Origin of the sequence: Chromobacterium alkanivorans (genome assembly GCF_016937655.1) — a bacterium.
GTDB classification, from domain to species: Bacteria; Pseudomonadota; Gammaproteobacteria; order Burkholderiales; family Chromobacteriaceae; genus Chromobacterium; species Chromobacterium alkanivorans.
In genome coordinates this window covers 116,853-139,133 of the sequence record NZ_JAFHKL010000006.1, presented here as the reverse complement: position 1 = coordinate 139,133, position 22,281 = coordinate 116,853, and the positions used below count along the sequence as shown (strand labels likewise).

The window sequence follows — 22,281 nt, the reverse complement described above, 5'->3', positions numbered from 1 at the left end:
CTGAAATGACAACAGCCCGCACGGGGCGGGCTGTCATGGGGTTGTGGCTTAGTTGTACTGCAGGCGGAACTGGTTGAGCAGCGCCACCACACGCAAGCCGTTGATGTAGTCCGGCGGATACAGCACGTCCAGGCGGTTCGGATCGTCGGCGTTACGCTCCACGATCAGATTGGCCGCAAACTGTTTGGCGTTTTCCACCCAGCCCAGCTTTTCCATCTTTGCGTACTCGCTGACCAGCTCGGCACGGAAGATGGCCGGCGTCACGATCGGCGCACCAGCGCCGAAGCGCGTGCCGTCATTGGCCAGCTTGTGGCGACCGTACTTGCTGGTCACCACGCCCTTGAGGCGACGCAGCACGGCCGCCGACAGGTGCAGCGTTTCGCTGTCCAGGTAGCTGTTGTCCGGGCTGCCCCAGGCATTCTTCTGGTAGGTGGTGATGGCACGCTCAACCCGCACGGTATCGGCAGCGGTGTAGCTGGTGGCAATGCCGTTGTTCAGCAGGGTCTTGCGCTCGGAAATGGCGAAGCGCTTGCCGGCACGCGCCGGCAGAATGCCTTCCAGCGCGCCGCTTTGCGTCGGCCGGGACGGGTCAGCCTTCAGATACACCGCGTTGCGGGCGGCATAGGCCGCGGCAAAACCCCACGGCGCCGCCTGCACGTCCATCTCATAGCCAGCGATGGTGCAGTGCTGGTCGTTGCGGGCAGAACCCAGCGTCACCAGCGTGGCCATGCTGCCGCGAGCCGCGCTGTAGACATGGCCGTAAATCTGGCGCAGGTAGCTCCAGCGGCCGGCACTGTCGCCCATTTCCAGCTTCAGCGCATTCAGCGCGGCCGTGTCGGTATACGGACTGACGATGAAGTCGTATTCTTCGTCGCCCATGCCGGTGATCGCCGGCGCCAGATCGGGCGCGCCCGCGCCGCCGGCCATATCGACGATGGCGCAGGTCAGGCCAGCCGGCAGCGCCTCGCCGCCCGCCAGGCCGTAGTAGTTGGCCACCGCCGGGATGCCGTTACCCGTCAGCCCGGTCCAGCGCGCGGTCAGGGTGACCACGCCGGCCACAGCCGCCGCCGTCACCGGCAGATCGGCATTGGCAGTGATGGCGCCGGCCAGCGCCGTCGCCACCGCCGCCACGGTATCCGCCGCACCCACGGCCGCCTGCACACGCTGGCCGTCGATATACACCGCCAGCGTGCCGGCCGCGGTGACCGCACCGCCCAGGGTGACGGTGCCAGTGGCAGCGGCGCCGGCCGGATCAGCCACCGCCATGCCCCAGATGGTGGCCAGCGGGTCGGACTGGATGTAGCGCTCGTACATGTTAGCCAACATCGAGCCACGGCCGAACAGTGTCCACACGGTAGCGATGTTGTTCAGCAGCTGCGGCACGCCGGTCAGCGCGCCGCCGGCCACCAGTTTCTGGCCAAGCAGCAGCGTTCGCTTGTCGGCCGTCGCGGTGTTGGCCGCGCTGTTGTCCATTTCCGCGTAGAACAGCGGCACGCGCATGTCGCTGGGAATGGTGTTGAACGGAACGGTCATTCCTGATCACCTTTCTTGAGGGTTGGCGGCTTGGCCTTCTGCACGTCGCCATCCGCGAGGCGGCGCAGCCAATACTGGGTTTCGGGCACTTCGCGCCCGGAAGCGGGCAACACGTCGCCCCGGGCGGGGTCCGGTACGGACCGCCCGTCAGTCGGTTTCAGATACATGGATCAATCCTTCAGGTTGAAGCGGCCGGCAAGGTGATCTGCAGCCGATGCTCGATCTGGCCATCCGGCGTAGGGCCGTTATCGACATCGACGTGCACGCGCAGCAGATCGGCCAAGCCGTCCCGCTCCACGTCATGCCAGGTAGCCGGTGGCTCGCCAGCGGCTCGAACGCCACCAATCACGGACATCGATGTGAACCCGAAGCGCCACACCACCCGTGCCCGGTTGAGCAGCAGCAACGCGCCGCCGTCGTACTCCACCGGGTCACACCCCGGCGGCGACCAGCCGAGCAGCGCCAGCCACAGCTCGGCCCGCAGGTCGTGCAGGCGGTCGGCCACGGACTGGCCGCGCTCATCGCTGGGCGCCAGCGCCACCACCACGTCGAACTTTTCTTCCAAGTCCTGCATGTAGGGCGCCGTCGTGGTCGGCGTCTGCGGGTCTTCCCGCGTCGGCACGACGTAAGCTGAAGGCAGCGCCATCAGCGGCACGTTGTCATCCAGCAACGCAGCCAGCTCCAGCGCCCCCGCCACCCGGCCAGCAAAGGACGGACAGTAGCTGCGCAGCTGGGCAATGATCGGGGTAATTTTCATGGCGACAGGCAACAAAAAACCCCGCCGGGGCGGGGTTGGGTTAATGACGCAGAATTGACCTATTGGCGACTCATCCGCTGCAGCAGCTCACCATGCAGCGCCTCGAAGTCGATCTGCTGTTTTTTGCTGAAGATGACGGCATTCTCGTTTTTGCTGGCCGCATCGACATTGCCATCCAGCGTCTTGCTACCTGAGAAAACAAAGTGGATGAATCCACGGCTCAACCAGCCCGCCTTCTTGAATTCGACACTGGAGAGCGCATCGACCTTGACCGCTTTCTCACCCTTGCCGAAAAACGCCGCCTTGGCGAGGATTCCCTCGCGTTTGATCAGCAGCAAATCGCCGGACAGCTCCAGCTGACCATTGATGCCACTTGCCTTCATACATTTCTCCGGTTAGATACGGTGACCCGGATGCTATTTCAATCAAACAGCATCGTCCACCCACCGGCTATTTTGGCCGCAAGGCGCGACCAAGAGCAGCGGCCAGCACGCCCTCCACCTCTTGGGCAGAATCCTGCAGCGCATCCACGATGTAGTTGTCACGCGGCGCAATGCGCCAGCCAGTGAGCTTGCGTGCCGCCAGCGCCTCGCCGCGGGCACCTCGCGCCCGGCGATTACTGCGGCCAAGCCCCTGCCCCGGAGCCAGCTTGGTGACGCGCGCCCCCTGACGCACGCCGTAATGCAGATAGGCCGGGTAGTACTCTTTGGAACCCTCCGGCATGTTCGGCATCACCCGCACCATGAAACCGGAACGGCTCACCTTGAAACTGATGGCATGCAGCAGAGCGCCGGTGCGGTTGGTCGGGTAACCATCCTGCCCCTTGCCCAGCGCAAGCAGCATCTGAGCCCGGCCGGTGACGATCTTGCCCGCCTGGCGAAAGCCTGCGCGCACCTTGGACTTGTCGAAGTCGACCTTATCGAATTCATCAAAGCCCGTGATGTGCATCGACAGCGTGTCAGCCATTGCGCAACTCCTCGCAATCCAGCCGCATGAATTCCGGCTGATCGTTCAGCGGCGCCGCGCGGCGCACCCGGTAAACCACCGAACCGCGCACCACCTCCCATTCGGCGCTGATGTTCTTGCGGGTGCGGACATAGACGAAATGGGTCACGGCCTCGCCTACCTGCACAGAGCCCAGGTAAACCGAACCGCCCACCGCATCAATTCGTGCCCTGGTCGGGATCTCGCTCACCGTTTCCGGCAGGGTGGACATGTCCAGACCGGGCAGCTGCTGACTGAGACGCAGCCGGACAGGCGCTTTCAAGTCACCTGCCGCGATACGCCACTTCATCGATAGCTCCGGTACGGGTCCAGTAAGCCATCGACAAAGTCGCGCGGCAGCTCGATAAGCCGGCCGTCCTCGGCCAGCGCTTCGCGGTTGGCGTAGGCCGTGGCCACGCGCTGCATGATCCACAGCTTGATCGGCTCCGGCACGCCGGCCGCGTCGGGCCAGGCACCACAGGCGAAGCGCACACGCACCAGCAGGGAGCCATACGGCCAGATCCCCATCGCGACCAGCTTGCAGCCCTTGGCCAGCCGCCAGCTTTGCGCCGCCAGGTCGATCTCGGCGGAGCCTGTCACCGCAGTCACCTTGACCACAGAGGTGACATCACAGCGCAGCGGCAGCTGCAGCGCCGGGTCGTCGAACTCGCGCTCCCACGTCTGCGGCAGGATAGGCCGGCCCATCTTGTGCTGGCACGCCTCTACCGCAGCCAGCGTGTAGCTGGTGAGCAGCGCGTCGTCGTCGGTAATGTCGGCATCGACGCGGCACTGTTGCTTAATCTGCGCCAGCGGGACGATGTCGGCCGCAGCCTGCGGGGTGATCAGCTTTTCTTGCATGGTGCACCTCACAAGAAAGCCCGCACGCGGCGGGCTTGTCGGGTTGGCGGGTTACTTGTCAGTCGATTCGTCTTCGGCCTTGGCCTCCAGCGACACCTCCTTGCCGCCAGAAACCAGTGCGGCCTCTACCGCTTCCGGCGTCGGATCGAGCTCAGCGGGGTGCGCCTTCAGAGTCTTTTCATCCACCGACACGACGTCATTGGGCCGCAGATCCACGCCGGACAGCACGAAAGCGCCCAGCACACGGGCGCGAGTAAGTTTTGCAGTTGCCATGTTTTCTCCACTGAATTTTGGGTAACCAAGATGTGCCGGAGGAATATGTGGCATCAGCCGGATTCGCCGCCTGATCATCAGGAATTCCTTTCAGCGCACAGAACATGCCGACAGCCCCTTGCGGGGCCGCCGTAGCGATTAGGTCGCCGAGTTCTGGTAGTACTTGATGGCACCGCCGACATCCACCATCTTGCCGTCAGAACGCATGATGGAATGGAAGCCGACCAGACCCTGCTCGTTGTACTTGGAGTCGGTGTTGCGATACAGGATCGCACCCAGCACGTCACGAATCAGGTACTTCTTGAAGTCGCCAAACAGCATCGACTTGGCATTGGCCGCCATGGTGGCCATATGCTGGTTCACCTGGTAGCCGTAACCCAGGATGCTATCCGGTGCCGTTTCGGTCAGGCCCGGCAGCCAGATCGGACGGTTGGTGGTGTCCTTCAGCTGCTTCAGCTTCTTCAGCGTGTTGTCGTGGAACATCCAACGTGCATTGCCGCGATAGATCGGGTCCACGCTGTGCTCCAAGTCCACCAGGTCGTCATAGATGATGCCAGTGGTTTGACCGGTAGTACCCACCTTGCCAGCGCCGGCCGCGGTGACGATACCCTGCGGCTCACTGGAGCCGGTGCCGACAGTAAAGTAACGGTTGGCGACGCGCCCCAGGCGCAGCCCCAGCAGTTCGGTGATGTAGGCTTCGATATCGAACTCGCTGTCCTGCAGCAGCTCCAGCGAGACGGCAATCACCTTGCTGGAGAATTTGTAGGCACCCATCGTCGCCAGGCCGAAGGTAGTATCGCCAGTCGGGACCGTGGTGTTTTCGCCCAGCAGTTGGCCCTCTTCAGAGGTAGCGTCGGTCGTAACGAAGTCCAGCGGGTTGCCGTTACCGGTGGTAATGACTTGCGCCACTTCGCGCATGCCGCCGAACTGCCTCATGGCGGCCACGATGCTGCCCCACATTTCCCGCTGCACGGTGTAGCCACCGCCGGTATTCGAGCCGACCGTCTGGGCGTTCTGGATGCGGCCGGCCTGCGCCAGCGCTTCGACACCGGCACGGCCATCGCGCAGATAGGCCACCAGCACCTCGCGGCGCAACTCAGCCGCGTTTTCCACCGAAACATTGTGGAAACGGGCGGTGTTTTGATCGTTGGCCGCCATGCCCTCGGCAATAGCCAGGGTCTGCTCGATGGCCTTGATCTGGTTGTCGATTTGCTCGACTTCGGCGTTCATGGCCTGGAACTCAGCCTGACGCTCAGCCGTCCATGCGCCCTCTTTCTTCACCAGGGCCTGCATCTTGTTTGCGATTTCAACGCGCTTGGCGCGCAAAGCTTGGATAGACATCAGGGTCTCCATTAACGAAAAAAGCCCGCACTGGGCGGGCTGTTTGTTGCGGTAGTTCGGGGAAACCCGTCAGCTACCCAATTGGATGCAGGCAAGCACGCGCTCGGCATGAGCACGCGCCGCCTCAAGGCTGGCCGCATCTTCCTGCGGCTCAGGTTGTTGGTTAGCGACGGGCGGCGCCGCCGGTGGCTGGCTATCGGGCAGCAACAACGCCTTGGGCGCGTTGCGGCAACCGGTAAAGTCCCAGGCGCTGTTATCCACCTTCTGGCCGGTGACGATCAGATCGACAAAGCCGTATTGCTTGGCCTCCTCCGCCGTAAACCAGGTTTCTGCGGCCATCCAGTCGCGCACCTGCTGTTCGGCCTGGCCGGTCTTGCGGACGTAGTCACTGACAATGGTGTTGTCGACCTTGTCCAGCAGGTTGGCCGTTTCGCGCAGATCGGCACTGTTCCCCCAGGTCATGGTGCTGGCCTGATGAATCATGAAAAACGCACCATCGGCCATATGCACCTCATCGCAGTTGGCTGCGATGAAGGTGGCCGCACTGGCAGCCAGGCCGTCTACGTACGCGACAACCTTGGCACCGCTGCCTCGCAAGGCGGCCACAATGGCGCGCGCGCCGAACACATCACCCCCCGGACTGTTGATGCGCAGGTGGATGGTATCGACCGCCAGCGCCGCGATCTCCTTGGCGAAATCGCCTGCGTTGACACCCCACCAGTCGTCGATGGCGTCGTACAGCCACAGCGTGGCTTCATTCTGCTGGGCTTCCGCCCTGATCTTGGCCGGCGCCGCCCGGTTCTTCGGACGGATCAGCAGGTTGTGAATCGGCATTGCTGGCTCCTGCGTAGTAGATAATGTCGCCACCCGGCACAGGTGGCAGATTCTTGCGGCGGCGCACTTCGTTGACCGTCATCCAGCCTTGCGAGCCAGGCCCACCCAGCGCCTTGCCGAAGTACTCACCCTGAGACTTGCCGTCCCCCTCCTGAAGGGCGTCCAGCTCAAACTCACAGAAAAGGCCGGCATCGCGCGGGAACAGCTTGCGGTTAATCTCCTGCTGGATCGCCTGCAAGTGACGCTTGAGGGTGAACTTAATGAAACCGAGCGTCATGGATTCGATGCCGCTTCCCCAGCTAGTGACCTTGTCGGTGGCTCCGATCATGTGGGGCAACACACCGAAGATGCGGGCAATCTCGACCACACTGAACTGGCGAGCTTCCAGCAACTGGACGTCTACCGGCGAGAGCTTGAGCCGCTCCAGTTTGAAATCACCGGACAACACCATGGGGCGCCGCGTGTTGGCCAGCCCGTTGTAGCGGGTTTCGATTTCGGTCCGCAGCTCATCCTTCTGGTCAGAGCTGAGCTTGGCCGGCGTGGACAGCAGCACATCGGCGTGATTACCCTGCCCCAGCGAGCGCTCGCCAAACTCGTCTTGCGCCAGCGCCAGCCCGATAACCGAGCGCCCCGCGTGATGGCGGATGGGAGATAAGCTGCGCAGCCCATCAAACCCAAGGCCAGAGACATGCAACACATCGTCTTCATGCAGCGCCTTTACCGTGCCGTCGGGCCGCCACCAGGTGTACATGCGCCAACCACCGTCCATGCGCTTGACGTTTACGCGCCGCGGGTCCATCGGCTGAACACCGACAACCTTGCCGCGCCTGTCGCGCACCAGCCAGCACAGCATGTCGCCATCCAGCAAACGGGACTCCATACCGTATTCCCACATGGCGGCGGCAGTGTATTCGTTGGTGGCGGACTCGTTGAAAAGCCACCAGTAGTCGTGGTCAACACGCTTTCTTACGCCGCCTTCTCGGCTGTAAAAGTGCAGCGGCAGCGTGGTGAGGATGCCCGCCAGCAGCTGGACACAGGCGTAGACCGCGCCTTGTCGCATGGCAGTGGTTTCGTTGACCACCACACCGGACAGACCCGCAGTCAACACATCGCCCAGCGACTCCCCACCAAGGTTTTGCACAGTCGGCTCGACACGCTCCGGCGGCGCGGCAGGCTGACCACCGCCAAATAGGCGCTGCAGTAGGTTCATCAAATAATCTCCAGGTGATCTTCTTCAGGCTCCATGTGGACCATGGCGCGCGTTGCGGCCATGCATGTGGCGACAACCGGGTCGATTCGCCCCTGGCTGCGCTTTTTGTCCGGCTTGATGTTTTCGTTGCTGTCGATCAGCAACGTGACGTTGCCGGCGCACCAGCGCAGCAAAGGGTTAGCCGCATGGCGTAGCCGCTTGCTGTAAACCAGCCGCTCGATGTGCTTGGCGCCAGGCGACAGGCCGCCGAAGTTCTGCGGCAGCTTCACCATCGGCACGTCGTTTTCCAGCAGCTGGTTGGCCAGGTGCGTGCTGTTCCAGGTATCGAAGGCAATCTCCTGCACGTCGTAGTCCTGCACGGCCTGCTCGATCACCTCCTTCACCGGGTCGTAATCGGTCACATCGCCCTCGGTAACGGTGAGCCAGCCCTTCTTCGACCAAGCCTTGTAATCAGAACCGGCGTCCTGATCGCCTTGCAGCTTGGCCTCCGGCACCCAGCACCAGACCAACACGTACCAGTCGCCGTCCTCGTCGCCATCCGGCGGCGGAAACAGCAGCACGAAGGCGGTGATGTCACGCGTGGACGCCAGATCGAGACCACCGAAACAGCGCCGCCCCTTGAGCATGTCGCGGTCGAACGTCTTGCCGCCCTTGTCCCACACGGTCATGTCGAACCACGACAATGCGTCGCCGACGAAGACGTTGAGGTCTTTGGTCAGAAAGCCCGCGCGAGCGGACGGCAGCACCTTGGCCTGGCTGGCCTGCTCCTGCATGTAGGTGTAGGTTTTGGCACTCCCCAGCGAGGGGTTTGCCTTGGGCCACACGTCGGGGCTGTAGGGGTCGTCGCCTTCGTCGATGGTGTAAATGACACCGAACATGCGGTCGTCGACGACTTCGCCGCGTAGCACCTTGACCAGGTACGTGCGGATCTCGACGCAGATGCCGTCAAGAATGAAACCCGCCGTGGTAATGGCGTTGATGAGCGGATGCAGCCGCGCACCGAGCGCGGATTTCATGACGTCCCACACCTCGCGGGTTTTGTGGGCGTGCAGCTCATCGACCAGCACGACGTACGGGTTTTTGCCGTCCAGGCTTTCGGCGTTGGCGGCCAGCGGCTCATAAACGGACTCGCCGAACTCGCCAAACAGCACCATCTTTTCCTGGTTGGCGCCTTCAAAAATCTTGATGGACTTGGCAAGCCGCGGGGACTTGCGCACCCAACGCTTAACGTTGGCAAAGGCGGGCTTGAACACCGGCATAGCCTGGGCGCGAGTGGTCGCAATGGTGTAAACCTGCGCGCCCTCTTCGCCGTCCATCATCCAGAGATAGGTGCCAATCGGCGCCATCCAGGTGCTCTTCCCGTTCTTGCGGGCCACCTCTTCGTAACCAGTACGGAAGCGACGCAAGTTGGAGCCGACCTCGCGCCAGCCGATCAGCACGGCCGTCCAAAACAGCTGCCAGCCATCCAGCACAATAGGCTTGCCGCCGAGCGGGCCGGTGGTATGCACGAACCAGCCCTGCACGAAATCAATGCAATGCCAGGCGTGCGCCGGCGAAAAATAGAAACCGCGCTTGTGCGCGGTTTGCAGATCCCGGTAGTGACGTTCGACAGACAGCATGGTCAGCTGGCCAACGACGATTTCCCCCTTGAGCACCGGGATGCCGTATCGAACATCCCACTCCTGCCATTGATCTTCAGGCGGGATCAGCCTGAGGCGGCTGACGGGTGGCCTCTTGCGTGATTTACGGCGCTGTCGAACAGGTCGTCCTGCGGCGTCAGATCCGGCAGCTTGGCCTTGGCCGTCACCACCGACGGCAGAGTCAAGCACGATTCCGGCAACCATTTGAGCAGCTCCCCTTTCAAGTTGCGGGCAACGTGGAACGCCTGGTGCGGCTGCTCGTAGCCGTTGGGCGTGCTGACAAAGTAGGTGCCGCCGTTCTTTTCCTCGACCTCGGCCAGCTTCCGCTCGGCGTCGATCCACCGGACGTAGGTTCGGCAGATGACGCTGATGGTCAGCCCGCAAGTGAGATGCTCAAGCCCGGCGGCCGAGAGGTTCTTGCAGATGTAGTCCCACACCTTGCGCTCACGCGGCGAGAGATCGCAGCCCGGAGGCGGCGGCGGGGACTTGATATCGGTTTGCTTATCAACCCCGTTTTGGGATGGCGGCACAGTACCACCGTGAATCACCGTAAACGGCGGCCTTGTATCGCTCATGGCTCGCTCCGGGGGCCTTTGCCCATCAAAAAAGCCCCCGACGCGTCAATTAACGCGGCAGAGGCCGTCTATTTTTAACCCCCCCCCTAGTTCAAAAAGGGGCACCATAAATTTTCGAAGCTAGGCGCTTGGTCGCGGAGGTTTGGCCGCAGACTTTGACCCACCCCCTCCCCCGCGGCGCGGGTTGCCAAAGCCGCCGTCCTCGGTCGCCGTCTTGCGGTCATGGCACGGCTTGCACAGTGGCTGCCAGTTCGACCGGGACCAGAACAACTTCGGGTCGCCCTTGTGCGGGACGACATGATCCACCACCGTGGCGGCTTCGACGAAACCGCGCCGGCGACATTCGGCACAAAGGGGATGCTCACGCAGATAACTCTCACGCGCCCGGCGCCACTTGCTGTCGTAACCACGACTGGTAGCACTGCCGCGCTTTTCGTCCGCCTCCTTCTGCACCTGCTTGCGGTGCTGATCACACAGACCGGACCCATCGCGCACCAGTACCTTGCAGCCGCGATGACGGCACGGACTCGGAGCAGCTTTCGGCATGTTGCAGACCCATAAAAGGCGACGCCCCGATCACAGGACCAGGGCACCAAACAAGAGGAGAGATAGAGGAGAACCGCCAGCCACCACAATGCAAAAAGCCCAAGGCTTTTTGACCTTGGGCTTTTCTGGACGCAATATGGGTAACTGCAGACCGAACTTTATTGGAACATTTTTACCCTGTCAAGCAGCCTCCAAAAAATTCTGATACAGCTGCGCCACCAACGACTCCAGCGCACCCTTGGCCGCCACGAACCAACCATCCAGGCACGGGCACACCCGTTCCCGGTAATACCTCTGGTGAGACACATGAGCCTGCCCGTACAACATGGCCGCCTCCCGGCTGGAACCATCGCGGCGCGCCCAGTGCCGCACCCAGTAACGCAACCCCTCGCGTCCAAACTTGTTGCCATCGGTGATGTGATGCGCAACAAAACACGTCAGGTCATCCAGCGTTGCCTCACCCATGCGCGGATTATCCCGCAACACCTTCCACATCAACGCCAAGTGCTGCTCGGCCGGCAGTCGGATCACCGCTTCCCACAACGACAGTGCCGCCAGATTGTCATTGCCGGTCAGATCGGACCAACCCTTGCCGTCCGCCGAATAATCCAGCGCCTTGGCGCCGTCTGCCGAGAGTACTTCCATCGCCTTCGCCACCGCAGATACCACATCCGAATCGCTCAGGCCGTAAATCGTCACATCATTCTGGTTCACACATCTCCTATGTCCGCCTTGAACCGTTTTCCTCGCGGCCAGCCTCTACTGGGCCAGCTCGTTTCGCATTCTATCAGACGCCATCAGGTGACCACGCCGTCATCCCGGCGCCACAGCCCACGCTCCTGCATATCCCGGATGCGCGCCGACGTCACCTGATCCCGACGATCAGCCGCGCCCGTCAGTAGCTCCCGCGCTTTTGCCATCGCCGACAAGTGTGCACCCTCGGTCCGCAAGCCTCCAGCGTCCGGCAACCTCGCCATGGCGTCCGGCCAATGCCCCCACGTCAACACCTCATCCAGCACCACCACCCACCGTTTCCGCGCCTGGTCCCATGACGCATTGCGCGCCTCAAACCACCCGAACCGCTCGGCCGCCCAATACACCGCTGGATGGCTCCACGCCTGCGGCGGCACCGGATTGCCATACTCGCATTCCCAGCTCAGGCGCTGTGCCTCCTCGAACGCCGCCTGGTAGTCCCGCACCGGCGAGAAATACCGCAGCAGCTTCGGCACCTCCACCGGCGGCCAGTCGCATTCCGCCCGGATTTGCTCCAGCCCCGCGTCCACCAGATCCCGGCCAATCCGGCGCTGCGCCAGCGCCGCCTCCAGCTCCTGCGTGAACAGCCTAACCAGCTTGCTATCCGGCAGGCATTTGGTGATCTTGTCCGGCCACATCCCGGTCAGGCGACCCAGCACGTACGCCGCCAGCTGCTGGAACGGGTCGACGCCACGCGCCGCACCAGCCGCCTCGATCTGCACCACCCGCTGGCGGTTCATGACCCGAACGCCTCTTCCAGCACCGAGAACACACCATCCAGCCCGGACGGCTGGCGGCGCGCAATCGAAACCACCTTGGCGCCGGGCGGCGGCGCCAGCAGCGAACCATTGGCGATGATCGCCGCGGCGTAGCCCGCCACATTGCCGGCAGAACGCAACCGCGCATCGGCGATTGCCGCCTGCATTTCCGCCGTGGACACCTCGCGCTGCCGCTTCACCTCAGCCACCCGGCTGCAAGCCTTGATCACATTGCTGCTCGGCAGCCCGTCGTCGCCAAGCAGCCGGCGGAAGTCGGCGACCTGCCCTGTTGCAGACAATCCCACGCCAGCAACACCACCAGCGTCAGTCGGAGCCACCTCACCGACAGCATCCTCCCGCGCGCCCGCGACCATCTCATCTCTATCAGACAGATATACAGATGGCTGGGGTTCATCGCCTTGGCCGGCGCGGGGTTCGCCTTGGCACGAAAACGCCTCAGCACGTTGAAACTCAAAGGGATTTTCTGCGGGATTCATGCGGGGTTCACACGCGTGGTTCATGCGGGGTTCCTCATTTGGACGCACTAATGCCATAGGCAGCCGATAGCAAAACGAGAACGTCTCCCCCGCAGCCTTCAGCAGCCCGCGGCGCACCAGGCGCGCCACCGATGCCCGCAGGGCGTCGTCCGTGCGCTTCGCCGGGGCCATCTTCGAGCCGCGCTCCGGCACCACCTCCATATGCTCACGAAGGCGACGATAGCTCACCAGCCGATCGCGCGGATCGCCGACCAGCCCGGTCGCATAGTTCATCCAGTACCGCATCAGGACGTACATCCTAAAATCCTGATCGGGCACGCCGGAGAGCGCTTCCATTTCGTCGCTCGACAACACAAAACCCGAACTCATGCCATTACCTCCTATTGCATTGCACCGTTCGCACAGCACGCACGAATCCCGCCCGCGTCATAACGCAGGGCACCACCAACCGCTACGGCATTACCGCCGCCAGGGCCGACGCTCTACAATCGGGGACGCCAGAGACAGCCCACGCGTTTGCAAGCACCGCTCCACGGCCCGCAGATATTCCATGCCGTACAGCCTCAATAACCGCCGCTCCTCGAAGCGCTGCCGCTCGACCCAATCCATGGCGGCCAACGATGCCAAGAAATCCGCATCACGTTCCGGGGCGCCGCTCTCCTGCCGCCATAGCACGCTCACATTTGGACTCCAGATGGCGAAGTAACAACTTCAGCAACGCGCGCCCCTCTGCGGGCCGGTCGGACGGATGCGCTTTGCGCACCCGGTATGCCTTGCGCTGCAGCACCTGCTGCACCGGATCAAGCGGCATGATCGCTCTCCGCATCAGCCAACGAATCGACAAACGTCAGCGCGGCCTTGTACGCGGCCGTCGCCTCCTGCAGTTCGGCGCGCACTGCGGCCAGCTCCTGCGGCGTCCAGCCATCCGCCAGCCCCGCCAGTGCGGCAATGGCCTCGCCAGACTCTTTTGCCGATACCGCCAGCACCTGGGCGTGCGTTACCGCCGGCAACACGCCCTGGCGGATGCTCACCGACAGGCCGATCGGCCCCAACAGCTCGTTAACGCACATCATGCGCAGATTGAACGGCAGCACCCCCATCACCACCGGCAGCATGTTGGCCGGCAGCAGCGTGGTGTCCTTGGTCTGATCATCCAGCCAGCGCCAGATGCGCTCGCTGTTGGCCTTGATCGCCGCATAGGCATCGCCGCCAGTGTGAAAATCCACCGGCCATACCTTGCTCATCCCACTGGCGAAATAGTGCTCGACGATTTCGCCGGCCGCCGCCTGCAGCGACAGGCCGCGCTCCCGGCGCCACTGGTCCAGATAATCCCGAACCACACCGATCACGGTTTTGTGCGAACTCTTGCGCATGCAAACCTCCACGCTGCCCTCTACAGTGACAGCACAAATAAAAAACGCCCGTGCCGGCAAGCACTAGGCAAACAGCGCCGGTCAAGGCTGTCCGGCGTCCGAGGAAACCAAATCAGATTCAAAAGAAACACACGACGAGACCGCACCAAGCGGCACCAGGTAGGAAATCTTGAAGTACGCAGCCAGCGCCTCGACGGTCCGAACACCGGGGTCCAGGCTCTTGCGCTGCGCAATCTTACGAATCGTGGATACGGGCACCCCGCTACCATCGGCAACTTCCGGCCATCTCCCACGGGAAGAATCGAGGTATTGCAGCACCGTCTGATAGAGAGGATATGTCATCGTGAATCTCACTGAACCGAATACGGTTAGATTAACCGAACCTCAAACGGTTTGCAAATTCGATGACAATCCAGATATGGATAGCAAGATTAGAGGCGTCCTCGCCAACAACCTCGCGCTGCTCATGGCGAGTTCACACAAATACGCCACCAACAACAAGTTGGCGGCGGCCACTGGCCTTGGCCTTGGCACGATCAACCGCGTCCGCAACCAGGAATCAGCAGCCAGCATCGAGACCGTTGACACCATCGCGGGGAAGTTCGGCATCTCTGCCAGTCAGCTAATTGACGAAAACCTGTTCAATCCGAAATCGGATACGGATAAGGCAAGCGCATTCAGCCTGGCTTCCGAACCCCTGCCGGACTGGCTATTACCCCTGATCGAAGCAGCCAAGGACGCCAACCTGAGAGGCAGCTTGCCGCCGAATGCCGTCAAGAATCTCATTGGCCTACTGCGCTCTTTGCCAGGCCCACCAACTGGCGATGCAATCACCGACGACACCCCAAGCGCCGCCAATTCGCTCCGACAGCTCGCCGGCAAACCCAAATCGACGTAAAAATGCGGCTGGCACACGCCAGTCGCATCAAATCAAACGCCGTGACCATCTGATGACCGCAGATGACCGCACCGGTCATTCCTGCGCCCAGCAAGGATGGAGACAATCACGGCATGAGCCCGCACGAGATACGACGCGACAACCTCCGCCGCCTCGCCGACCAGGCCGGCGGCGTGGCAGCGCTCGCGCACCGCATCGAACGCGACCAGTCACAGGTCAGCCGCTGGCTCGCCTGGCCCACCCCAAACAGCCGCGCCATAAGCACCAGAATGGCCACGCACATCGAACACACATTAGGACTAACCATGGGCTGGTTATCCACCCCGCACGCCGATAAGCTGCCGGAACACCCACTCATCACAGCCGCATGTCAGTACCTGAACACCTCGCCAGACCCGGCCATCGCAGATATACTCGCGCAGCTGCTCGAAGCCCTTACACCACCCCGCTAAACGTGATTACCCTGCTGGATACCGGAAGCCTACTCGCCCCACTTTCACAGCAGACCGCCACAGCCTCCCACCATCGAGCATGTTTAATCCTGGACGAATACGACAACGAGGTATGTGCGCACATCAAGGCGTTCCCGCGCGACAGCCACGGCCTGGCTAACGAGCTGGCCGGCTGGATGCTGCATCGGGGCGCCGGCATTGAAACCGCCCCCAAAATCTGGGTAATCATCCTGACCAGCGAAGAACTGAATGCGCTGTTTCCAAGTGCACGCTGGGGCAAGAGCAACGAATGGCCATGCCTGGCCGTGCAGCATGTACCCGGCCAGCCCATCGCCGCCCGCTCGGCGGACATCTGGACAGACGAACTGGCAATGTGGCATTCCACCGCCGCCTGCATCGCCATGGCGGAATGGATATGGGAGATTGACGGCAATGCCGGCAACCTGATCAGCACCGGCCGCGGCGAGTTCATCGCCATCGACTTCGCCGATTCGCTTGGCGGCGAATACTGGACCCCCAAACTGCTGCGCGAGAACGTAAACACCCCGTTCTACAACAAGCGCTTGCACATCGCTTGGGGCGGCGTCGCCACCGCCAGCCAGAGACACGCAATACAACAGGCGGCGGCCGGACATGCCGACATTCTGCGCACGGCCTGGCCGGAGATAGCCCGCTGGTGGGCCGCCATGTTAAAAACAGAAAAACAATGCCGCACCGCGTTCGAGTTCCTGCACGCGCGCGCCGCGCCCGACTGGATCACCACCCGCCTATGAAATCGACGGCCAAAATCATCCGCAGCTTGCGCGCGGCCAACCTCGGTAGCCGCGCACGTCAACACGCCTACTCGGGCTCCGGCCAGTGGCTACACTGGCGCGCGCCCGGCGGCGAAAGCATCCTGATCGGCGTCGCAATCACCCTCAACCAAATCAACTATCGCCAATTGCCCGATCTGGCCGACATTCAGCCCACGGTCGCCGCGCTGTGGGGCGACACAGTTGCCTGGCAATTGGGCAAGCTGCTCGACGCCACCGCCATGGCACTGCACGTCGGCAATCCATTACCGGAAGGCATCAGCAGCGAACCCATCCCGTTCTGCCGCGGCGACAACCCCGCGCAAATCCTTGACCGCCTGTGGCGCCACGGCCCGGCACAAAGCATCCTGCTCAAAAAAAAACCGCCCAGCCAACTTGCTGAGCGGTTTAACGACGGGAGCACCCCCGCGGTGGCACCCTCTGAATCGGCGGCGAACAACCACGCCGAGAACGATCAACGGGCCGCGCCGGCATCGCGCGGCGCAAAAGGTCAAAAAAAGTAACGCACTTTCTCATTCGTATAACATATATTACAAATGCAACATTTCCCATCCGTATCCATACGGATGGCAATATTACCAATAATGCGCTAGCCACCCCCAAGGCAACACGCCCACCCCTCGGTCCACCAACCACGGACCACGCAGCCCCACTCCAAACGCGCACCTCATAAACACCGCGAATGCACCTCCCCATCGCGGCCCTCTCCCGATTCTAACAACCAACCGGCATAGCCCCACTCCGCCAAGCAAACCATTTTCGCAACGCCACCAAACCGCATGTGGTTCAACTCGCTTGACATCAATCCGTATTCGGTTATTATTCAGCCCATAACGAACCGAATACGGTTCTGCTCCTTAACAACCCACGAATGCGTAGCCCGTCCGCACCGACGGGTCACACCCAACTGATGCAGCGCCCATGTGCGTTGCGGCCACACCTGCGAGAGGCAGGCCGCAGCGATGTCATTCAGACACAAGCGCAGATCACGACGCCCCGGCCGCGCACACATCACCGCGCCGCCACGCATCAGCCAACCCGCCCGGGGATATTCGGGAATAACCGGCCACCGGCCCGCAGCGCCCTGCATCAGGACGCTGCCAGACGTTGGTCACGGCGTCAGTTCGAGCCAGGCGGGAAACCGCCCCCAATAGGCAGCCGGATGGCGTTACCGGCCAAACAAACAGGAGAACCCATGAATCACCGCACTGTTTTGCGCGCAGAAGTCGTTGCAGACATTTATGCCGGCCCTAACTGTGACCAGGTAAAAAACCTCTTCCGCGCGCACGCCGACGGAGACATGGACGAGTCCATAGACTCCGCCGACATCGTTCTCAAGTGCAAAGAACTACCGCCCGGCACCATCATCGAGGTGCGCTATCCGGCCTGTCCGGCCTGCGGCCTTGCCCGCCTCGACACTCTCGACGCCAGCAAAAAGATCATCGGCCACGCCTCGAAATGCGAGTGCAGCTTCGACTGGGACAAATGGGCCCAGGACAAATACAGCTGACCAACACACTAAGCGGCACGGAAACCCCGTGCCGCTTTTCTTGAATCCTAATTGCTAATTAGCAGGTCGTTAGCAATCCATTAGCAACGCATTAGCAAACCATTAGCAGGAGATACGCGGACCATGAGCGACGACAGCGCATGGCAGGAACAGGCCAGGAGCGCGCTACACAGCCTGAGCCCGCGGCCGCGCACCACCACCAAGGCGGAACGCTTCCGAACGATGTTGCCCGACATCGAAGCCAGCATCCGCAACGACATCAGCCACGCCGACATCATCGCCGCGCTGGCCCGCGCCGGCCTCACGATGACCGAAAGCGAATTCCGCAACGCCCTGTGCCGCGAGCGCAAGCGACAGAAAGGCAAGCCAAGTGAAACAAGCAAAACCCAACCACCGGCCGCGCCCACGCCGGCCGCAGCACCCAACCAACCTACCGCAACCCGCAAGCCTGGCGATCATCGCCAATCACGCGACCGCAACCCAAACTGGTAACCAGGAGAAGAACCCCATGCAACGTACGGCCCACTTCATCATGCAAGGCAAGGGAGGTTGTTTTAAATCCGGGACCAGCTCGCTGGTGGCGCAATACCTCACCACCATGGCCAGCGCGCTGATCCAGTGCTTCGACACCGACCCGGTGAACCGCACCTTCAGTCGCATCACCTCGCTCGGCGTGCAAGGTGTGGAACTGCTGAACAACCACCAGCAGATTGCCACCCGTGAGTTCGACACGTTGATCGGCCGCATCCTCGACCACAGCGGCCACACCGTCACCGACACCGGCGCCAGCGTGTTCGTGCCGCTGAAATCCTACCTGGTGCAGTCGGACGCGCTGGGCCTGCTGGTGGACGAGGGCATCCGGCCAATCATCCATGTGCCGCTGCTGGGCGGGCTGGATTTCGTCGAAACCGCCAACGGCCTGCAGGACATTCTGGAAGACCTGCCCGCCGCCGACATCGTCGCCTGGTGCAACCCGTACCACGGCCCGGTCGAGCATGAGGGGCGCGGCATCGAGCAAAGCCAGCTTTACCTGCAGAACCGCCACCGCTTCGCCGGCATCGTCCACATGATGGAGCTGGACCCCCATACCTTTGGCCAGGACTACGCCGAAATGCGAAGCGACGGCCTGACCTACGCCGAAGCCGTGCAGCACAGCGCATACAGCCCCGTCGCCCGCCGCCGCCTGGCGCGCGTGTGGGCGTACTACTGCAACGCGCTGGACGGGCTGGACATCGGGCAGAAAGCGGCGGTGGCAGCATGACGCGCCTTTACCCCAACCGCGATTACATCCGCACCCGCGCCGATCTGCGCTCCGCAGAGCTGGCCGGCAAGCCGCTGCCGTGCTGCAGCCTCAAGGACCGCCGCACCGCCGCCGCCCGCCGCGAGATCGAGAACCGGCGCATCGAGAAGGAGGCCCGAGCATGAAACTCTTCAACGTCCCCGCCAACCTTCATCCAGACACAGCCAACCTAGTCGGCCTATTTGCCGAAGCGCTGGCATTCAAGCTGACTGCCGCGCAAGAAAAGCATGGCTACACCAACAACTGGATGCGCCCCGACTGGATGAACATCTGTCGCGCCCACCTCCTGCAGCATCTTGAAAAGGGCGACCCGCGCGATGTGGCCGCCTACTGCGCCTTCCTCTGGCACCACGGCGAATCGACCGCCGCGCCCCAGCCCGAGCCGGTGAACCAACAGCTGCTGGCGGCGCTGAAAGTTTTGCGCAAGCGCCATCAAATTGACGACCCTCACCATGCAGATCGGTGTGAATACTGCAAACAAGCAGACGCCGCCATCGCTGCAGCCGAGAACAGCCAGTCGCTGTGCAAAACGTGCACGAAGGCCAATAGAAGCTGCCCGATCTACCCGCAGGACACGCAGCACTGCGTAGAGTACGCCTCCACCCAGCGGCCGAGGATCGCCAAATGACCAATCGCTACATCATCACGGACCTTGAAACGATGGCCCTGACACCGGACGCGATCATCCTTAGCGTCGGCGCGGTCGTCGCCGACATCGAGCACGGAAAGGCCCACATCCGCGCCCGCTGGTATCGCCGCGTCGAATACCTGGAGCAATTGCCCACACGGCACGCCGACCGGAGCACCTGGAAATGGTGGCAGGAACAGAACGACGCCGCCCGACATGAAGCGTTTTCCTACAAGCTGGACCGCTTGCCGCTGTGGCTGGCGCTGCAGTCGCTGGACGCCTGGCTGAGGCTGAACCCGTACCCGATATGGGGCAACGGCGCACCGTTCGACAACACAATCCTCAGCCACGCCTATCTGCAACACGGAATGCACTGGCCGTTCTGGCGCGACTGCTGCCTGCGCAACCTGAAGAACATGGCGCCGCTATGGGGCGGCAGCACCCGCTACCCGGCCCGGCCGGAGCACCTGCGCAAGCACATCGCCATCGATGACGCCGAATACGAGGCCGGCCACCTGGCCGAGCTGCTGCACGGCCTGCAGACCAGAAACCACCCTGCAGAAGTCACGATATGAACCCACAAGGAGCCACCATGCAGGACATCCTTGCCCGCCTGCGCGACGCGATCGCCGCCCAACACGGCCAGCCGTTCGGCAGCACCGCCATCGCCCGCCAGCTGAACACCAACCCCGACCGCATCGGCCAGCTGCTGGCACTGCACGCCCGCGAACTCGACATCACCATCGCCCGCCACCACCCGCGCCAGTACCGCGCCAACGGCTCAGACGGCCATACGTTGCAGGCGCTGCTGGGCTACCGCCTGCCGGCAGCCATGCCGCCCGGCCGGCACATCCCGGAGCGTCACGCCCGCGGCCGAAGCTGCACCTCCAGCCACATGCCGCGCAACTCCAGTAGCGCGTTTTCAGCCATGGAATCCGCATGAACTGCTACCGCGACTATGGCGAGGACTACCACGTCACCCCGCGCCGCCCGCCGGCGCAGGATGTGAAGAAAGCAGCAGAGGCATGCGCAACGACATCGCCCAATTGATTGCGCCCTATATCGCCGCCGGCGCCACGCTACGGCCGGGCAAGAAGCACGACGTGCTGATCCTGCCCGGAGGCCGGCGCACCGGCATACCGAAATCACCATCCGACTGGCGCGCGCTGCGCAACCTGCGCGCCCAACTCAAACGACTACAGGCCACCCACGCGGTGGCCTGATTCATTCAGGAGAGAACAATGGAACTCAAGATCGACATCGAAAAGATGGTGGCCGACGCCATCGCCGCCAAGCTGGCGCCGGAAGTGCTGCAGCCCATCATCGAAAAGAATGTGGGCGAGGCCGTACAGTCGGCCATCGAAGGTCAGTTCCGCTACAGCAGCGACTTCCGCAAAGGGCTGGAACAGCACATTACCGACCACATGCCAAAAACTTACGCCGACATGGGCTATTTCGGTGACTTCGTGTCCAAGGCCGTTGTAGCCAAGCTGAACGCCATGATGGCCGAGCAGGCAGCGAACGTGATTAACCCCATGCTGGAGGAAATCACCAAGCCGCTGCCGTCGGAAATGAAGATCGGCGACCTGCTGCAGATGCTGTTTGACGACTTCAACGACACGTCGGAAAGCTACGCCGAGAAAAACGACTACCCCACCTTCATCATCTGGCAGAGCTATCCCGATAGCAGCGTGCTGCGTGGATACATGAGCGTGAGCATCGACCCGGAAGAGAACAAGTCGCGCCATTCCTGCAAGTACCATCTGGCCTTTGATGGCGACGGGCGCGTCACCACCATTCGCGTTGACGATGTGAAGATCACCGAGGGCCTGATTGCAGGCCGCATGTTTGGCATTTCCCGCATGCTGCTGCAGCTGTACAGCCAGCAGGTGAAGGTGATCTTCGACCGCACCGACTTTGACGGCGAATTCCAGTACCGAGACCCGGACGGCTACGACGACTAAACCACCAAGGCCACCCCAGCGGTGGCCCGGTCAATTCTGGAGCCTGACATGCAAGACGAAAACATCCTCCGCAAGATCAAGAAATGCCTGCGGCTGGCCGGTAGCAGCAATGAACATGAAGCCTCAACCGCGCTCCGGCAGGCCCACGCCCTGATGAAGAAGCACGGTCTACGCATGAATGACGTGCAGACCAGCGACATCAAGGAGCACTCAATCCGAGCAGGCGCAAAAAACAGGCCAGCACAATGGGAAGCCTGGCTCGCCTCCACCGTGGCAAAAGCCTTCAATTGCCGGTCGCTCCATCAGTCAATGTGGAGACGCGGCGAGTGGCAATTTATCGGTCGAGAGGCCGCCCCCGAGATTGCCGGTTACGCATTCAACCAACTCGCAAGACAAGCGCGCAAAGCCCGGCAGGAGTTTATCGAAACGCAATGCCAGCGGCTGGTCTCGCGGAGCAAAACGCGTCGAGCGGATCTGTTTTGCGAGGGATGGGTCAGGCAGGTTTACAGCCAGGTGCAACAGTTCGCTGGCGACACCAATCCCGACGCAGAAATCATCGAAAGCTACCTGCAGAACAAGTACGAACAAATCGGCGACCTGAAAACAAACAACCGCAACCAAGATCGCAAATTCAACCAGGCCGACACCAACGCCTACCGCCAAGGCCAGCGCGAAGGTGAAAAGGCCAAGCTTCACCACGGCATCGGCGGCCATGCGGGCGACAAGCAATTGGCGCTGACGTGACAACAGGCCACCACCACGGTGGCCTTACTTTTCAGGATTGA

33 protein-coding genes are annotated in these 22,281 nt (G+C 62.3%); 14 read left to right on the top strand and 19 right to left on the bottom strand.

The features are described from left to right. Nucleotides 1-48 precede the first annotated feature (48 nt). The 19 genes from JW897_RS12285 to JW897_RS12195 all read right to left on the bottom strand — a co-directional run bounded on the left by JW897_RS12285 (nt 49) and on the right by JW897_RS12195 (nt 14,274). Nucleotides 49-1,533 (bottom strand): phage tail sheath subtilisin-like domain-containing protein, encoded by a 1,485-nt coding sequence (locus JW897_RS12285; protein WP_205466315.1) that lies wholly within the window; start codon nt 1,531-1,533, stop codon nt 49-51. Continuing rightward, a complete protein-coding gene (locus tag JW897_RS12280; protein ID WP_205466314.1) occupies nt 1,530-1,700 on the bottom strand; it encodes a DUF2635 domain-containing protein in 171 nt (56 codons plus the stop codon). Before JW897_RS12280 ends, JW897_RS12285 begins: the two co-directional genes overlap by 4 nt. Nucleotides 1,701-1,711: 11 nt before the next feature. Beyond that, on the bottom strand, nt 1,712-2,290 hold the full coding sequence (locus JW897_RS12275) for a phage tail terminator protein (RefSeq protein ID WP_205466313.1): 579 nt from the start codon (nt 2,288-2,290) through the stop codon (nt 1,712-1,714). Nucleotides 2,291-2,349: 59 nt separating this feature from the next. After that, nucleotides 2,350-2,673 (bottom strand): DUF4429 domain-containing protein, encoded by a 324-nt coding sequence (locus JW897_RS12270; RefSeq protein ID WP_205466312.1) that lies wholly within the window; start codon nt 2,671-2,673, stop codon nt 2,350-2,352. A gap of 67 nt (nt 2,674-2,740) precedes the next feature. Next, the gene (locus tag JW897_RS12265; RefSeq protein WP_205466311.1) at nt 2,741-3,256 is read right to left on the bottom strand and encodes a hypothetical protein; all 516 of its coding nucleotides are present in this window, start codon (nt 3,254-3,256) and stop codon (nt 2,741-2,743) included. Then, a complete protein-coding gene (locus JW897_RS12260) occupies nt 3,249-3,584 on the bottom strand; it encodes a head-tail adaptor protein (RefSeq protein WP_205466310.1) in 336 nt (111 codons plus the stop codon). Before JW897_RS12260 ends, JW897_RS12265 begins: the two co-directional genes overlap by 8 nt. Then, nucleotides 3,581-4,132, bottom strand: a complete 552-nt coding sequence (locus tag JW897_RS12255) for a head-tail connector protein (protein WP_205466309.1) — start codon at nt 4,130-4,132, stop codon at nt 3,581-3,583. The genes JW897_RS12260 and JW897_RS12255 overlap by 4 nt, the downstream gene beginning before the upstream one ends. Before the next feature lie 51 nt (nt 4,133-4,183). Beyond that, on the bottom strand, nt 4,184-4,405 hold the full coding sequence (locus JW897_RS12250) for a hypothetical protein (protein WP_205466308.1): 222 nt from the start codon (nt 4,403-4,405) through the stop codon (nt 4,184-4,186). 138 nt (nt 4,406-4,543) lie between these two features. Further along, nucleotides 4,544-5,746 carry a phage major capsid protein gene (locus tag JW897_RS12245; RefSeq protein ID WP_205466307.1) on the bottom strand — a complete coding sequence of 401 codons (1,203 nt, stop codon included), beginning with the start codon at nt 5,744-5,746 and terminating at the stop codon, nt 4,544-4,546. Nucleotides 5,747-5,815: 69 nt separating this feature from the next. Next, a complete protein-coding gene (locus tag JW897_RS12240; RefSeq protein ID WP_205466306.1) occupies nt 5,816-6,580 on the bottom strand; it encodes a head maturation protease, ClpP-related in 765 nt (254 codons plus the stop codon). Beyond that, nucleotides 6,501-7,790, bottom strand: a complete 1,290-nt coding sequence (locus JW897_RS12235; RefSeq protein WP_205466305.1) for a phage portal protein — start codon at nt 7,788-7,790, stop codon at nt 6,501-6,503. Before JW897_RS12235 ends, JW897_RS12240 begins: the two co-directional genes overlap by 80 nt. Continuing rightward, nucleotides 7,790-9,445, bottom strand: coding sequence for a terminase large subunit (locus tag JW897_RS12230; RefSeq protein WP_338030567.1), 1,656 nt, complete (start codon nt 9,443-9,445; stop codon nt 7,790-7,792). The genes JW897_RS12235 and JW897_RS12230 overlap by 1 nt, the downstream gene beginning before the upstream one ends. 50 nt (nt 9,446-9,495) lie before the next feature. After that, nucleotides 9,496-10,005, bottom strand: coding sequence for a P27 family phage terminase small subunit (locus tag JW897_RS12225; protein WP_205466304.1), 510 nt, complete (start codon nt 10,003-10,005; stop codon nt 9,496-9,498). Between the two features lie 120 nt (nt 10,006-10,125). Then, nucleotides 10,126-10,551 carry an HNH endonuclease gene (locus JW897_RS12220; RefSeq protein ID WP_205466303.1) on the bottom strand — a complete coding sequence of 142 codons (426 nt, stop codon included), beginning with the start codon at nt 10,549-10,551 and terminating at the stop codon, nt 10,126-10,128. A 180-nt stretch (nt 10,552-10,731) separates the two neighbouring features. Further along, nucleotides 10,732-11,265, bottom strand: coding sequence for a hypothetical protein (locus JW897_RS12215; protein WP_205466302.1), 534 nt, complete (start codon nt 11,263-11,265; stop codon nt 10,732-10,734). Between the two features lie 83 nt (nt 11,266-11,348). Further along, nucleotides 11,349-12,044, bottom strand: coding sequence for a hypothetical protein (locus JW897_RS12210; RefSeq protein WP_205466301.1), 696 nt, complete (start codon nt 12,042-12,044; stop codon nt 11,349-11,351). Next, nucleotides 12,041-12,928 (bottom strand): hypothetical protein, encoded by an 888-nt coding sequence (locus tag JW897_RS12205; protein ID WP_205466300.1) that lies wholly within the window; start codon nt 12,926-12,928, stop codon nt 12,041-12,043. The genes JW897_RS12210 and JW897_RS12205 overlap by 4 nt, the downstream gene beginning before the upstream one ends. 431 nt (nt 12,929-13,359) lie before the next feature. Then, on the bottom strand, nt 13,360-13,932 hold the full coding sequence (locus JW897_RS12200) for a hypothetical protein (protein WP_205466299.1): 573 nt from the start codon (nt 13,930-13,932) through the stop codon (nt 13,360-13,362). 81 nt (nt 13,933-14,013) lie between these two features. Further along, nucleotides 14,014-14,274 carry a helix-turn-helix domain-containing protein gene (locus tag JW897_RS12195; RefSeq protein ID WP_205466298.1) on the bottom strand — a complete coding sequence of 87 codons (261 nt, stop codon included), beginning with the start codon at nt 14,272-14,274 and terminating at the stop codon, nt 14,014-14,016. Nucleotide 14,275: 1 nt separating this feature from the next. Here JW897_RS12195 and JW897_RS12190 point away from each other — a divergent pair, with 1 nt between their 5' ends. The 14 genes from JW897_RS12190 (at nt 14,276) to JW897_RS12125 (ending at nt 22,240) form a co-directional block, all read left to right on the top strand. After that, nucleotides 14,276-14,830, top strand: a complete 555-nt coding sequence (locus tag JW897_RS12190) for a helix-turn-helix domain-containing protein (protein WP_205466297.1) — start codon at nt 14,276-14,278, stop codon at nt 14,828-14,830. Nucleotides 14,831-14,892: 62 nt separating this feature from the next. Then, on the top strand, nt 14,893-15,282 hold the full coding sequence (locus tag JW897_RS12185) for a hypothetical protein (RefSeq protein ID WP_205466296.1): 390 nt from the start codon (nt 14,893-14,895) through the stop codon (nt 15,280-15,282). A 2-nt stretch (nt 15,283-15,284) separates the two neighbouring features. Further along, nucleotides 15,285-16,055 (top strand): hypothetical protein, encoded by a 771-nt coding sequence (locus JW897_RS12180; RefSeq protein WP_205466295.1) that lies wholly within the window; start codon nt 15,285-15,287, stop codon nt 16,053-16,055. After that, complete coding sequence (locus JW897_RS12175; RefSeq protein WP_205466294.1) at nt 16,052-16,597, top strand: hypothetical protein; 546 nt, start codon at nt 16,052-16,054, stop codon at nt 16,595-16,597. The genes JW897_RS12180 and JW897_RS12175 overlap by 4 nt, the downstream gene beginning before the upstream one ends. Nucleotides 16,598-17,289: 692 nt before the next feature. After that, nucleotides 17,290-17,604, top strand: coding sequence for a hypothetical protein (locus tag JW897_RS12170; RefSeq protein ID WP_205466293.1), 315 nt, complete (start codon nt 17,290-17,292; stop codon nt 17,602-17,604). 123 nt (nt 17,605-17,727) lie between these two features. Continuing rightward, nucleotides 17,728-18,096 carry a hypothetical protein gene (locus JW897_RS12165; protein ID WP_205466292.1) on the top strand — a complete coding sequence of 123 codons (369 nt, stop codon included), beginning with the start codon at nt 17,728-17,730 and terminating at the stop codon, nt 18,094-18,096. Nucleotides 18,097-18,112: 16 nt separating this feature from the next. Then, entirely contained in the window at nt 18,113-18,865 is a 753-nt protein-coding gene (locus JW897_RS12160; protein ID WP_205466291.1) for a P-loop NTPase family protein, read from the top strand. Continuing rightward, nucleotides 18,862-19,029, top strand: a complete 168-nt coding sequence (locus JW897_RS12155; RefSeq protein WP_205466290.1) for a hypothetical protein — start codon at nt 18,862-18,864, stop codon at nt 19,027-19,029. The genes JW897_RS12160 and JW897_RS12155 overlap by 4 nt, the downstream gene beginning before the upstream one ends. Further along, complete coding sequence (locus JW897_RS12150) at nt 19,026-19,532, top strand: hypothetical protein (RefSeq protein ID WP_205466289.1); 507 nt, start codon at nt 19,026-19,028, stop codon at nt 19,530-19,532. Before JW897_RS12155 ends, JW897_RS12150 begins: the two co-directional genes overlap by 4 nt. Further along, nucleotides 19,529-20,107, top strand: a complete 579-nt coding sequence (locus JW897_RS12145; protein ID WP_205466288.1) for a 3'-5' exonuclease — start codon at nt 19,529-19,531, stop codon at nt 20,105-20,107. Before JW897_RS12150 ends, JW897_RS12145 begins: the two co-directional genes overlap by 4 nt. Further along, a complete protein-coding gene (locus JW897_RS12140; RefSeq protein ID WP_205466287.1) occupies nt 20,104-20,475 on the top strand; it encodes a hypothetical protein in 372 nt (123 codons plus the stop codon). Before JW897_RS12145 ends, JW897_RS12140 begins: the two co-directional genes overlap by 4 nt. Nucleotides 20,476-20,557: 82 nt before the next feature. Further along, nucleotides 20,558-20,755, top strand: a complete 198-nt coding sequence (locus JW897_RS12135) for a phosphoribosylglycinamide formyltransferase (protein ID WP_205466286.1) — start codon at nt 20,558-20,560, stop codon at nt 20,753-20,755. Nucleotides 20,756-20,773: 18 nt separating this feature from the next. Beyond that, nucleotides 20,774-21,496: a hypothetical protein gene (locus JW897_RS12130; protein ID WP_205466285.1), complete on the top strand. Its 723-nt coding sequence runs from the start codon at nt 20,774-20,776 to the stop codon at nt 21,494-21,496. A 48-nt stretch (nt 21,497-21,544) separates the two neighbouring features. After that, entirely contained in the window at nt 21,545-22,240 is a 696-nt protein-coding gene (locus JW897_RS12125; RefSeq protein WP_205466284.1) for a DUF2786 domain-containing protein, read from the top strand. Nucleotides 22,241-22,281 lie beyond the last annotated feature (41 nt).